The sequence below is a fragment of the Streptomyces malachitofuscus genome (genome assembly GCF_055571035.1).
Genome location: NZ_JBVIGA010000006.1, coordinates 235564 through 247694, shown reverse-complemented (window position 1 = coordinate 247694; position 12131 = coordinate 235564). Strand labels below are relative to the sequence as shown.

At 72.5% G+C, this 12131-nt stretch carries 11 protein-coding genes; 7 read left to right on the top strand and 4 right to left on the bottom strand.

Translation table 11 applies throughout. The features are described 5' to 3' along the window. Positions 1-34: 34 nt before the first annotated feature. On the bottom strand, positions 35-427 hold the full coding sequence (locus ACZ44S_RS11460) for a hypothetical protein (RefSeq protein ID WP_466927182.1): 393 nt from the start codon (positions 425-427) through the stop codon (positions 35-37). A 360-nt stretch (positions 428-787) separates the two neighbouring features. Between ACZ44S_RS11460 and ACZ44S_RS11455 the strand changes: the two genes are divergently transcribed. The 3 genes from ACZ44S_RS11455 to ACZ44S_RS11445 are packed head-to-tail and all read left to right on the top strand — an operon-like array spanning position 788 to position 3452. Continuing rightward, positions 788-1636, top strand: coding sequence for a lysostaphin resistance A-like protein (locus ACZ44S_RS11455; protein WP_466927179.1), 849 nt, complete (start codon positions 788-790; stop codon positions 1634-1636). Next, positions 1633-2793, top strand: a complete 1161-nt coding sequence (locus tag ACZ44S_RS11450) for a sensor histidine kinase (RefSeq protein WP_466927176.1) — start codon at positions 1633-1635, stop codon at positions 2791-2793. The genes ACZ44S_RS11455 and ACZ44S_RS11450 overlap by 4 nt, the downstream gene beginning before the upstream one ends. Beyond that, positions 2790-3452, top strand: a complete 663-nt coding sequence (locus tag ACZ44S_RS11445) for a response regulator (protein ID WP_466927174.1) — start codon at positions 2790-2792, stop codon at positions 3450-3452. Before ACZ44S_RS11450 ends, ACZ44S_RS11445 begins: the two co-directional genes overlap by 4 nt. Here ACZ44S_RS11445 and ACZ44S_RS11440 read toward each other — a convergent pair. Both ACZ44S_RS11440 and ACZ44S_RS11435 read right to left on the bottom strand, forming a co-directional pair. After that, positions 3434-4270 carry a hypothetical protein gene (locus tag ACZ44S_RS11440; protein WP_466927171.1) on the bottom strand — a complete coding sequence of 279 codons (837 nt, stop codon included), beginning with the start codon at positions 4268-4270 and terminating at the stop codon, positions 3434-3436. The genes ACZ44S_RS11445 and ACZ44S_RS11440 overlap by 19 nt on opposite strands. Next, entirely contained in the window at positions 4260-4775 is a 516-nt protein-coding gene (locus ACZ44S_RS11435) for a SigE family RNA polymerase sigma factor (RefSeq protein ID WP_190161591.1), read from the bottom strand. The genes ACZ44S_RS11440 and ACZ44S_RS11435 overlap by 11 nt, the downstream gene beginning before the upstream one ends. A gap of 104 nt (positions 4776-4879) precedes the next feature. Here ACZ44S_RS11435 and ACZ44S_RS11430 point away from each other — a divergent pair, with 104 nt between their 5' ends. The 3 genes from ACZ44S_RS11430 (at position 4880) to ACZ44S_RS11420 (ending at position 9785) form a co-directional block, all read left to right on the top strand. Next, positions 4880-6106 (top strand): sigma factor-like helix-turn-helix DNA-binding protein, encoded by a 1227-nt coding sequence (locus ACZ44S_RS11430; protein WP_466927167.1) that lies wholly within the window; start codon positions 4880-4882, stop codon positions 6104-6106. Positions 6107-6159: 53 nt separating this feature from the next. Beyond that, positions 6160-7815, top strand: coding sequence for a transglycosylase domain-containing protein (locus ACZ44S_RS11425; RefSeq protein ID WP_466927165.1), 1656 nt, complete (start codon positions 6160-6162; stop codon positions 7813-7815). 200 nt (positions 7816-8015) lie between these two features. Beyond that, entirely contained in the window at positions 8016-9785 is a 1770-nt protein-coding gene (locus tag ACZ44S_RS11420; protein ID WP_466927163.1) for a beta-ketoacyl-[acyl-carrier-protein] synthase family protein, read from the top strand. A gap of 398 nt (positions 9786-10183) precedes the next feature. Here the strand turns inward: ACZ44S_RS11420 and ku are convergent, their stop codons facing one another. Next, on the bottom strand, positions 10184-11185 hold the full coding sequence (ku, locus tag ACZ44S_RS11415; protein WP_466927161.1) for a non-homologous end joining protein Ku: 1002 nt from the start codon (positions 11183-11185) through the stop codon (positions 10184-10186). A gap of 62 nt (positions 11186-11247) precedes the next feature. Between ku and ligD the strand changes: the two genes are divergently transcribed. Next, positions 11248-12129 carry a non-homologous end-joining DNA ligase gene (gene ligD, locus ACZ44S_RS11410; protein ID WP_466927158.1) on the top strand — a complete coding sequence of 294 codons (882 nt, stop codon included), beginning with the start codon at positions 11248-11250 and terminating at the stop codon, positions 12127-12129. Positions 12130-12131 lie beyond the last annotated feature (2 nt).

Here is a 12131-nt window from a genome sequence, read left to right as displayed (position 1 = left end):
CGCAGGGACAAGGGGCGCCGGTTCCGGGGGTTTGTCAGCCCCCGACCAGGGCGACCAGCTTGATGAAGACCAGGTCGGGGGTCGCGGTGAGGTCCACGGTCTCGTCGAGGTCCTCGGCCTGGCGGTCGCCGGCCAGCAGGAAGAACGCGTTGGTCAGGAAGGCCCGCTCGGCGGTGTCCGCCTGGCGCCGCCAGTCGATCCGGCGGGGTTCGGGGAGGCGGTAGCCGTACGGGGCCGTCACCGCCTCGTCGGGGCGGACCAGCCCGTAGTAGCGGTCGCTCGGGCGGGCGTTGTGGCGGGCCACCTCCTCACGGACGCGCAGCCGGACGAGGTCGCGCACGGTCATGCGGTCGGGCAGTCCGGTGACCTGCCACTCGGTGAGGGTCCTGCCCGTGGCGGTCTCGTCCCGGAAGGTCACGGTGGCCATCAGGTACCTCGCTCGATCTGCGGAGTCCTCTGCCAGGTCGGGCTTCCCGACGGCGGCGGCGTCGCAGTGCGGGTCGGTCAGTGCGCGCATCAGGGCGGGCAGTGGGGGTCATCGGGTGTCCCGCTCGGCGCGGTGGTGGGTCCGGGCGTCGTGTGGCATGGCCGGATGGTCGCAGAGGGGTCCGACAACGCGGCCGGTTCCTCGGTGTCCCCCGTGCGAGCTACGTGGGGGTGTCCACCGTGAGGTGACGATTCCGGGGCGGCGGATCCGTAGCGTTCGGGACGGTCGCGGCAGGTCGCCGCGGGTCCTGAGGGTTCGGCGCGTTCGTCGCGTTCGGCGGGTTCGGTGGAGGAGTAAGTCGTGAGACTCGTCTGGCAGTTGCTGGCCGTGATGGTGGTGTCCATGATCGGCGGGCAGAGCGTCAACGCGGTGAAGGACAACCCGTGGCTCACCCTTGCCGTGGGTGCCCTGACGGTCGTGCTGTCCCTGCTGGCGTACGCCTGGGTGGTGCGGCGGACCGAGCGCCGGACGGTCACGGAGGTGGCCCGGGAGGGGGCGGTGTCCGCGGTCGTACGGGGTGTGCTGATCGGTGTCGTGATGTTCGGGTGCGTGATAGGGAACATCGCCCTGCTGGGGCACTACGAGGTCGACGGTCTGGGGGCGGTCACGGGTGCGGTGGGGCTGGCCGGGTTCATGGCCGCCGCCTCCGTCACGGAGGAACTGCTGTTCCGTGGCGTGTTGTTCCGGATCATCGAGGAACGGGCAGGTACGTGGCTCGCGCTGGTGCCGACCAGTGTGCTGTTCGGGCTGTGGCACATGGCCAACCCGGATGCGAGCCTGTGGGGTGTCGTGGTGATCACGCTGGGGGCCGGCACCATGCTGGCGGCCGCGTACGCCGCCACCCGCAACCTGTGGGTGCCGATCGGTGTGCACTTCGGCTGGAACTACGCCGCGTCCGGCATCTTCAGCACCGAGGTCTCCGGCAACGACACCCAGCAGGGGCTGCTGGACTCCGCGACGTCGGGGCCGACGCTGATCGGCGGCGGGGACTTCGGCCCCGAGGCGAGTGTGTACGCGCTGCTGTTCGGCGTGCTGTTGACGATCGCTTTCCTGTGGCTGGCCCGGCGGCGCGGGAACCTGGTGCCCCGTGGCGGGCGTGGCGGGCGTGACGGCCGGGTCGACTCCACCGTGGTTAGACTCCCTCGGTGATCAGTCTTCGGCGGGCCCGGGAGGCGTGGGGCCGATGGGACGTCACGCTCCGCGATCTCCCGCTCGGCGTGTTCTTCCTCGCCGCGTCGCTCCTGCCCGAGTTCCACAACCGTGGAACGCAGTTCGGCGGCCTGGCGGACCGTCCGTACGACGCGGTGGCCGTCGCCGCCATCGCGCTGCAGTCCCTTCCGCTGGCCGTGCGGCGGCGGCTGCCGGTGCTCTGCCTCGCCCTGGTGGCGCTCGGTTTCGCCGTGGACCAGCTGCGCGGCTACCACTCCCACGCGGGTACGGCCCTGCCCGTCGCGCTGCTGAGCGTGGGAGCGTATCTGGAACGGTACCGGCGGACGACCGCGGCCGGGTTCTCCGTGGCGTACGTGCTGCTGGTGGTCGAGTTCTTCCGGCGGGGGACGGAGGAGACGCCGGCCGACCTCGTGATGTTCTACCTGGCGATGTGCCTGGCGTGGGGCATCGGGGTGTGGCTGCGCTCCACGCGGCTCGCGGAGGCCGAACGGCGCCGCCGGGTCGCCGAGGAGACGCGTGCCGCCGAACGGTCGCGTATCGCCCGGGAGTTGCACGACGTCGTGACCCACCATGTGACGGCGATGGTCGTCCAGGCGGAGGCGGCACGGTATCTGATGGCCGCGCCCGACCGGCTCGACGAGACCCTGACCGCCGTCACCGACACGGGCCGGCGGGCCATCACCGATCTGCGCCATCTGCTCGACCTGCTCAACCCCGACCACGGCGGCGGCGACGCCAGGACACCACCCGTCGGCAGACTGCTCACGCTCGTGGAGCAGACGCGCCGGGCCGGCCAGCCGGTGGAGTTCACGGAGAAGGGAACCCCGGCGCCGTCGACCGGGAGCGCCGACCTCGTGGCGTACCGGGTGGTGCAGGAGGCTCTGACCAACGCGCTCAAGTACGCTCACGGCAGCCGTACTTCGGTACAGGTGCACCACAGCGAAAGGGACATCACCGTGGAGGTCAGCACGGACGGTGCCGGATCGCGGGCCGTCGGGTCGCCCGGCGGGAGCGGGCGGGGGCTCGCCGGTCTGCGCCAGCGGGTCGACGTCCTGGGCGGCGAGTTCAGCGCGGACGGACGTCCCGGCGGCGGCTTCGTCGTACGGGCGCGGATACCCTCCGGGAGTCCCGCGTGAGCGCGAGACCGATCCGGGTGCTGGTCTGCGACGACCAGATGCTGGTCCGCACCGGGCTGGTGACGATCATCGACGCCCAGCCCGATCTCGAGGTGGCGGGCGAGTGCGGGGACGGACGGGCCGCCGTCGACCTCGCCGCCACGGTGCGTCCGGACGTCGTGGTGATGGACGTACGGATGCCGGTGCTCGACGGCATCGAGGCCACCCGGCTGCTGGCCGGTGCCGGGGTGGCGGAGCCCGTCAAGGTGCTCGTGGTGACGACGTTCAACCTGGACGAGTACGTGTACGAGGCGCTGCGCGCCGGGGCGAGCGGGTTCCTGCTGAAGGACGCGCCGCCGGACCGGCTGCTGCACGGGATCCGGACCGTGGCCATGGGCGCGGCGCTGCTCGATCCGGAGGTGACACGGCAGCTCGTGGGCCGGTACGCCGCCCGGATCCGGCCCGCGGAGGGAGGGGCCCGGGAGATCCCGCTGACGCCGCGGGAGCTGGAGGTGCTCCGGCTCATCGCGGACGGGCTGTCGAACAGCGAGATCGCCGCGGCGCTGGTGATCAGCCAGGAGACGGTCAAGACGTTCGTCTCCCGCATCCTCACCAAGCTGCACCTCCGCGACCGGGTCCAGGCGGTCGTCTACGCCTACCGTCAGGGGCTGGTGACGTAGGGCTGCTCCGTCGGTGGGGTGGGTGTTCCCACAGCGGTGTCGTCGTCCTGCGGCGGGGTGGTCGCCGCCCCGGAGCCCGGTACGACGGCAGTGGCTCCGGAGCTCGGTACGGCGGCGCCGGCTTCCGCGCTCGGCACGGCGGCCGTGGCCCCGGCGTCCGGGGTCTCCGTCGACGTGAGTTCGATCCGGTCGCCCTCGCGGACCTGGTCGTGGAACCACCGCGCGTCCTCGAAGCTCATGCCGAGCCAGCCCGTGTCCTCCGACAGACCCGCGAGCACCTTGGCGTCGAACGCCAGGGCGCCCGCGTAGACGGGCTCCCCGTCGGGAGTGCGCAGCTCCACCAGGTACGGGACCTTGACCTCCTCGGTCTTCGGGTTGCCCTTGAGCGGCAGTACCGCGGTGTCGGCCTTGGAGACCACCGTCAGCGGGGTGCCGGGCGGGAACCGGCCGAAGGAGTGCGAGTCGACGCGCATCACCCGGTCCCGCACGGTGAGGGTGTGCAGGCCGAGGTCCAGCAGGGCGGACGGGGTGGGGGTGGGGGGCCGGGTCACCGCGCTCGGGGGCGCCGCGCTCGGAGCGGGCGTCCGCGAGGACGCGCCCGGCAGATGCCGCTTCCCGGCGGGGTGCTCGGTGTGCATCGTGAAGGCGGCCGCCGTCACCACACACACCGCCGTCGCCGCCGTGCCGAGGGCGACGGTCGCCCTGCGGCGGCGCGAGCGGCGCCGGGCGCGGGCTCGGATCTCCGCGGCGTCCACCCGCGGCGGGGTCTCGTGCTGTGCCGCCAACTCGCGTAGGGCATCGGCGAGTTCATCCGACACGGCCGCCCTCCCTCCAGGCCGGCTCCTCGGCCTCGTCCACCGCCAGCTGCCTGGCCAGTGCCGCCCGTCCGCGGGACAGTCTGGCCTTGACCGTCCCCACGGGCGCGCCGGTCTCGGAGGCTACCTGTTCGACACTGAGGTCGCACAGGTGGTGCAGCACGACCGCCATGCGCTGTGCCTCCGGGAGTTGCCGCAGGGCCGCGACGAGGGCGGCGCGGTCAGGGCCGGGGCCGGGCGTCGACTCGGGCGGCGGGGTGCGCCGTACCAGTTCCAGCCAGCGTCTCGCGCGACGCCAGCGGCTCACCGCCAGACGCATGGCGACGGTGCGTATCCAGGCCTCGGGAGCTTCGTCGGCCAGCAGCTTGTGGCGCCGGTCCCAGGCCCTCACGAACGCCTCCTGGACCACGTCCTGGGCCTCGCCGAGGTCCCCGGTGAAGGCGTAGAGCTGCCCGGTCAGACGGGGGAAAGCGGCCGCGTAGAAAGCGTCGAACTCGTCCTCGGTCATGCCCTCCACCGGAGTCTCGGATTTCCCCTGCAACCGGTCCGCCACCGCCACGCGTACAGGTTTCGCAGGTCGCGCACATCGAAGCACACCCCTGGAGGAAGACGATGAACACGGGTACCGGGATCCATCGACCCGTCGTGCGGGTGGGCGCGCACCGCAGAGGGACGGCGGCGAGAGAGGTGCGGTACCTCCCGCTCCGGTCGGGTTCCGCCTCCCAAGTGCGGGGTGTGGAGGGCGACTTCGACGTGTACGCCCGTGACGTGTGGCCGCGGCTGGTGGCCACCGCCCGGCTGCTCACCGAGGACGCCCGCGCCGGGGAGGAGTTGGCGCGGCGCACCCTGGTGCGGGTGTGTGCGCGGTGGCGGCGGATCCCGCGCAACGACGTCGACTTCCATGTACGGCGCTGCCTTGTCCGGGGTCATGTGCGGGCGCGTCGCATGGGCGGCCGACAGCGGGCGGTGCTGGTGCTGCGGTACTGGTCGGGGCTGGGAGAGCCCGAGATCGCGCAGGTGCTGGGGTGTTCGGTCGGTGCCGTGCGCGCGCTGCTGCGCCGGGCGGCGAAGGACGTCGCGCCCGAGGACAGGCAGGCGGGGTTCGCCGCGCTGATGGCCGGCTTCGTGCCGCCGGCCGTTCCGCTGGACGACATTCGGCGGGAGGGTGCTCGGCGGCGCCGCCGACGGGCGGGTGTCGTCGCCGCGGGGTGCGCGCTGCTGCTCGCGCCGCCCGCCGTGCTCGCCTCCGGTTCCCTCACGGGCGGTGACACCACCGGGGCGGCGGAGGCGCCCGACCGCACGGTGCCCGGCCCGGTGCGGATCGTCGCCCCCGGTGAGCGGGTGGCCGCCGCTCCGGGTGTGGAGGTCTGGCTGACTCCGGACGGCCACCACTGGTCCTCCGCGCAGACGCCGACCCGGTTCCGCCCGGTGAGCGACGGGAACCTGGATCACGGCAGGCCGGGGATCTCCGTCCAGGGCGAACAGTTGGACGAGGAGACGTACTTCCAGACGGGCGTGTACTACGGCCTGGACGGCGACCCCGCCCGCATCGAGATACGCACCGGCGGCCGGACCGTCACCGCCGATGTGCTGACGCTGGCGGGCAGTCCGGGGTGGGGGGTGTGGTATGCGAAGACGCCCGTCGGCGGGGGCGGGGGCGGGCAGGTTGTCACGGTGTACGACGCCGGTGGTGAGGTTCTGGTGCGGTCGGAGCTCGGGCCGGCGGTCGAGCGGGCGGTGCCCGTGGGGTCGGCGCCTGGGGGGACGGTGCCCGGGGGGACAGTGCCTGGGGAGACGGTGCCCGGGGAGACGGTGCCCGTGGGGGCGTGGCGGTCGTGAAACTGCCTTCTTTCGTCCGGTGGTTGCGTCGCCGGTCCCGGGAGCGGACTCGTGTGCCTCTTCGTGTCCGGCTCCGGCGCAACCGGGGGCGCTGGCTGCGGCGGCTGTTCGTGGCGTTCGTGGCGTTCCTCGCCGTCGTCTGCGGTGCGGCCGTGGTGGCGTACAAGCTGACCGTCATTCCCGAGCCGCATCCCGAGACGGTGGTGCAGAGCACGGTCTTCGTGGACGCCGAGGGCTCCTACCTGGGCCGGCGGGGTCCGGTGGACCGGCAGGAGGTGCCGCTGTCGCAGGTGCCCCGGCATGTCCAGGACGCGGTGATCGCGGCCGAGAACCGGTCGTTCCGTACGGACACCGGGGTGTCGCCGCGCGCCATCGCCCGCGCCGCGTGGGCCACGGTGTCCGGCGGCGCCCCGCAGGGCGGTTCCACCATCACGCAGCAGTATGTGAAGAACGCGCTGCTCAGCCCTGAGCGTTCGCTGTCCCGCAAGGCACGCGAGGCGCTGATCGCCATCAAGCTCGACCGCACGCGCGACAAGGACGAGATCCTCGAGGGCTACCTCAACACGGTGTACTTCGGCCGGGGGGCCGCCGGTGTCCAGGCCGCCGCCCGGAACTACTTCGACGTGGCGGCGAAGGACCTGAGCGTCTCCCAGGGCGCCGCGCTGGCCTCGATCGTCAACATCCCCTCGTACTACGAGAAGGCGGGCTCCGATCCGAAGGTGACCGCGAAGCTCCGGCACCGCTGGGAGTGGGTGCTCGACGCGATGGAGGCCGGCGGCAGCATCACGGCCGGGCAGAGGGCGGAGGCCCGTTTTCCGGCGTTCCGGTTCTATCCGCCGGGCGGGACGGAGGGGCAGCGGCAGTATCTGATCGACGTGGCGGCGAAGGAGGCCGCCGACCGGCTGGGGATCACCGGGGACCAACTGGCGCGCGGTGGGTACACCGTGCACACCACCTTCGATCTGGCGTTGCAGGACGCCACCGCCGAGTCGGCGAAGGAGCGCACGAAGGGCGGGAGCGGCAAGCCTGCGGGGGAGGGCGGGGTCCGGGTGCATACGGCCGTGGTGGGGGTCGAGCCCGGGGACGGGGCGGTGCGGGTGCTGTACGGCGGGGCGGACTACGCACGACAGCCGTTCAACGACGCGGTGAGCGGGGCGGTGGAGGCCGGTTCGGTACTCGATCCGTTCGCCGGGGTGCGGCTCGGGGAGCCGCTGCGCGGGCTGCGCGATGCGGCGGCGCCGACGCCGCTGCGGCTGGCGTCGGCGTACGCGGCGGTGGCCGCGGACGGGGTGCATGCGACTCCCCACACTGTGGCGCGGATCACTCGTGAGGGGCGGACGGTGCATACCGCGCGCCCGGAGACGCGGCGGGTGCTGGACGAGAAGGGCGCCTATGTGGTGACGGAGCAGGCGAAGGGGTCCGGCTTCGAGGGGTCGCCCGAGGGGGGATTTCCGGGCGTCGACCAGGCCGGCGTGCGGGGTGGGGGCGGCGCCTTCCTCACCGCCGGGGCCGGGGGTGGGATCACCCGGCGGACCGTGTGGTCCGTGGGGTACGACTCCCGACTCACGCTGGCCGTGGCGCTGTTCGCCGACCGGCCTGGTGCGAAGAAGGGCACCACTGTGCCCGCTCAACTGCCGAACGATCCGTCCCCGGCCGGGTATGCGGAGGAGCTGACGCGGCAGATCTGGGATCTGGCGGGGGCTTCGTGACGTTTTCCACATGGGGGATACGGGTGGGTAAGTGGGGTGGTTTGGTGATGATTTGGGGGTTGTGTCGCGTGTCACGTTGATGGTAGAGCGGGGCAAATCGGGCATGTCGTGGGTTCAACAATGGTCTGTTCGCTGTTCGTACAGAACACTCTTAAACGCCCTCAGTACGACAGTTCGGATCAAAGAGAGCATCCAGTCATATGACGCACGCCCCGGAAACTCCCGAAGTACCCATACGCCCGCACACGGTTACCGCCGCCGAGGTCGTCCCCGGCGACCTGTTCGCCCTGTCGCGCGAGGACGCGGAGCAGCACCGCTGGCATGTCGTCAAGCACACGCTGCCCGAGTCACCGGAGGTGATCCGGATCACCCTGCGTCCGCCACTCGGTGGCGTCGACCACGAGGAGGCGCTGCGGCGCGAGCAGCGGGTGACCGTCGCCGGGCGGCGGATGGACGTGGACGCGGTGCCGCTGGTGAGCTCGCCCGCCCTCGACGAGGTGGAGTTCCGCGACGGCGACCGGGTGCGCTCCCTGCGGGCGGTCGATCCGCTGGCCGAGGAGGTGACGTACGTCCGCCGCTGGGGTGCCTGGCACTGCGACGAGGACCCCGGCCTCGGCGGCGCGAGCGACGACGACGTGCGCCGCTGGGCCGCCGAGGCGGACCGTGCGGGCAACGTCGTACGGCACGAGCCGCGCCCCGTGCGGGCGGCGGAGGCGGCCGGGGCGCGGCGCGTCGTCGTCACCGGGCTCGGTGCCGTGACGCCGCTGGGTGTCGGTACGGGTGAGCTGTGGGACGGGCTGCTCGAAGGGCGGCACGGCATAAGGGAGTTGGCGGACGAGGAGTTCGACGGGCTGCCGGTGCGGATCGCCGGGACCGTGCCGGTGGACCCGGCCGGGCTGCTGCCCCGCCAGGCGGCGCGACGGATGAACCGGGCCGCGCAGTTCGCCGTGCTGGCGGCGCGGGAGGCGTGGGCCGACGCGGGGTACGCGGACGGCGGTACCCGCGAGAGCGGGCTGGACCCGGAGCGGGTCGGGGTGAGTCTCGGGGCGATTCTCGGAGACGCGTCGGTGCTGGTCGGGGGTGACCGGAAGCTGCGGGACCGGGGGCCTCGTGGGGTCTCGCCGCTGACGACGCCGATGACCGTGCCCTCGCAGGCGGCCTCTCAGGTCTCGCTCGACCTGCACATCACCGGTGAGGCGCGCACCGTCACCAGCGCCTGCGCCTCCGGGACCGAGGCGATCGGGCAGGCCGTCGACCGCATCCGGTACGGCCGGGTCGACGTGGCCCTCGCGGGCGGGGCCGAAGCCGTCGTGACGCCGGCGATCATGGCGTCCTTCGCGGCGATGCGGGCGCTGGCGGAAGGGGACCCTGCGGCGGGGTCGCCGTCGCATCCGTTTGCCAAGGACCGGGACGGGTTCGTCAACGGTGAGGGGGCGGGGGTGCTCGTCCTGGAGTCGGAGGAGCATGCGCGTGCCCGTGGGGCGCGGATCTATTGTGAGGCCGCCGGGTGGGGGCTGTCCGCCGACGCCCACCATGTCGCGGCGCCGGACCCCTCCGGGGACGGCATCGCGCTCGCGCTGCGGCGGGCCGTGCGGGACGCCGGGGGGCAGCCGGCGGACGTCGTCCACGTGAACGCGCACGCCACCGCCACGGTGGACGGTGACCTTGCCGAGGCACGGGCCCTGCGAGGCGTGCTGGGGCGGCGGGAGGTGCCGGTGACGGCGCTCAAGGGGCACCTGGGGCATCTCCAGGGTGCGGCGGGCGGGGTCGAGGCGGTCGCCGCGGTGCTCACGCTGCACCACCGGGTGGTACCGCCCACGGTGGGCTGCGCGGAGGTCGACGATGCGATCGACCTGGACGTCGTCCGTGACGCTCCGCGCGCGCTGCCGGACGCCGGTGACCTGGTCCTGAGCAACTCGTTCGGCTTCGGCGGGCACAACGCGGTGCTGGCACTGAGGCGCGTGGCGTAGGCGGCGGGCCCGGGGGTCGTATGCCTGCGGCGCCACTGTCCCTCCGGTGGGGGCTGGTGTAGCGCCCACGGTGGGTGGGTGGTGCGGGGCCGGGTCGGGGGTGTCCGTCCTCGGACTGGCGCGACTGCGTTTCTTGGTGGGGGTGGGGGCGCGGACGCGCCAGCCACTGCGGGCGAACACCCCCGCCCCGTCCCCTCCCGCAGACCGGCGGCTCTCCGCCGCTCCCGCGGGCAGTCGTGCTGCAGGGCGATCCCCCGCTCGAGCGAAGTCGAGAGTGGGGGAGGGTGGGCGACGGCACCCCGTTGGCGCCGGGCTGCGCAGACATCCCCCGGCCGGCCCCCACGCTGGCGCCGGTGGGGCGCAACCCACGCTCGGGCTCACCCGCACCGGTGCCCGTGTCAGGCCGAGCGTTTGCGGGACGCTGCCTTCTTCGCCGCCGTCTTTTTCGCGGGCGACTTCTTCGCCGTCGTCTTCTTCTCACCCTGCGCCGTCTTCGACGTCGACTTCCGGCTCGAGGATGCCTTCTTCTTCGCCGCCGTCGACGTCGACTTCTTCCCGCCCGTCTCCTTCGGCGCCGGACGCGACGTCTTGCGCTGCGGGAGGTCCTTGACCTCGGCCTCCTCGCCGCGGGACTCACGCGCCGCGCGGACGCTGTTCTCCAGCGCCGCCATCAGGTCCAGGACCTTGCCTCCCCGCTCCGGCTCGGGAGCCTCCGGCGGCGCCTCCCCGGAGGCCTTGGCCGCGATGACCTCCTCCACCGCCTCCCGGTACTCGTCGTGCAGGTCCTCCAGGTCGACCTCGCCGAGGGTGTCCATCAGGGCGTCCGCGAGGTCCAGCTCCTTGTCCCGGACCGTGACGTCCGCGTCGGGCGCGACCCCCTCGGGGGCGCGGACCTCGTCCGGCCAGAGCAGGCCGTGCATGGCGATCGCGTCACCGACCACACGGAGCATGCCCAGACGCTCCTTGCCGCGCAGGGCGAACTTCGCGATCGCCACCTTGTTGCTCCGCTTCAGCGCCTCCCGCAGCAGCGTGTACGGCTTGGCCGCCGGCGCCCCGCCCGCCGCCAGGTAGTACGCCGCGTCCATCTGGAGCGGGTCGATCCGGTCCTCGGGGACGAAGGCGACGATCTCGATCGTGCGTGCGGTCGGGATCGGCAGGCCGGCCAGGTCCTCGTCGGTGATCGGGATGATCGTGCCGTCCGCGTCCTCGTACCCCTTGCCGATCTCCTGGCCGGAGACCTCGCGGTCCTCCAGCTCGCAGAACTTGCGGTACCGGATCCGGCCGCCGTCCTCCGTGTGGATCTGGCGGAAGGAGATCGAGTGGTTCTCGGTGGCGTTCACCAGCTTGATCGGGATGCTGACCAGGCCGAACGAGATCGCGCCGTTCCAAATGGATCTCACGTGCAGCACCTCTCCGGTCACTGTCGGGGTGTTTGTCATGTTTTACGTGGGATTCTCATCGTATGGCGCCTATCACTGAGGTGGAGGGGCGACGGCTCGCGCTCAGCAATCTGGAGAAGGTGCTGTATCCCGCCACCGGTTTCACCAAGGCGGAGGTACTGCACTACTACGCGACCGTCGCCGATGTGCTGCTGCCCCATCTGCGGGAGCGGCCGGTGTCCTTCCTGCGGTATCCGGACGGGCCCGACGGACAGGTGTTCTTCACCAAGAACGTGCCTCCGGGTACGCCCGACTGGGTCACCACCGCCGAGGTGCCGAGGAGCGAGGGCCCGGCCCGCATGGTGCTGGTGCAGGACCTGCCGAGCCTGATGTGGGCGGCGAACCTGGTCGCCGAGTTCCATACGCATCAGTGGCTCATCGGGGACCCCGGGCAGGCCGACCGGATCGTGTTCGATCTGGATCCGGGGGCGCCGGCGACGATCGTGCACTGCTGCGAGGTCGCGGTGTGGCTGCGGGAGCGGCTGGCCGCGGACGGACTCGAGGCGTACGCCAAGACCTCCGGCTCGAAGGGGCTGCATCTGCTGGCGGCGGTGCGGGGCGCCTCCTCCGAGCAGGTGTCGGAGTACGCCAAGGCGCTGGCCGTGGAGGCGGAGAAGGCCATGCCCCGGCTGGTGCTGCACCGGATGACCCGGAGTCTGCGGCCGGGGAAGGTGTTCGTCGACTGGAGCCAGAACGCGGCCCGGAAGACCACGGCCACCCCGTACACACTGCGGGCGCGCGCCGAGCCGCTGGTGTCTGCGCCGGTGACCTGGGAGGAAGTGGAGGAGTGCCGGTCGCCGGACCGGATGGCGTTCCTGGCGCCCGACATCGGGCCGCGCGTGCAGGACTACGGCGATCTGCTGGCGCCGTTGTGTGAGCCGGGGAACGCGGGCCGGCTGCCGTAGCC

Coding starts and splice junctions, on each gene's coding strand:
- ACZ44S_RS11460 (WP_466927182.1), bottom strand. CDS start 427: ATGGCCACCGTGACCTTCCGGGACGAGACCGCCACGGGCAGGACCCTC.
- ACZ44S_RS11430 (WP_466927167.1), top strand. CDS start 4,880: ATGAACACGGGTACCGGGATCCATCGACCCGTCGTGCGGGTGGGCGCG.
- ligD (WP_466927158.1), top strand. CDS start 11,248: ATGGCGCCTATCACTGAGGTGGAGGGGCGACGGCTCGCGCTCAGCAAT.
- ACZ44S_RS11420 (WP_466927163.1), top strand. CDS start 8,016: ATGACGCACGCCCCGGAAACTCCCGAAGTACCCATACGCCCGCACACG.
- ACZ44S_RS11435 (WP_190161591.1), bottom strand. CDS start 4,775: ATGACCGAGGACGAGTTCGACGCTTTCTACGCGGCCGCTTTCCCCCGT.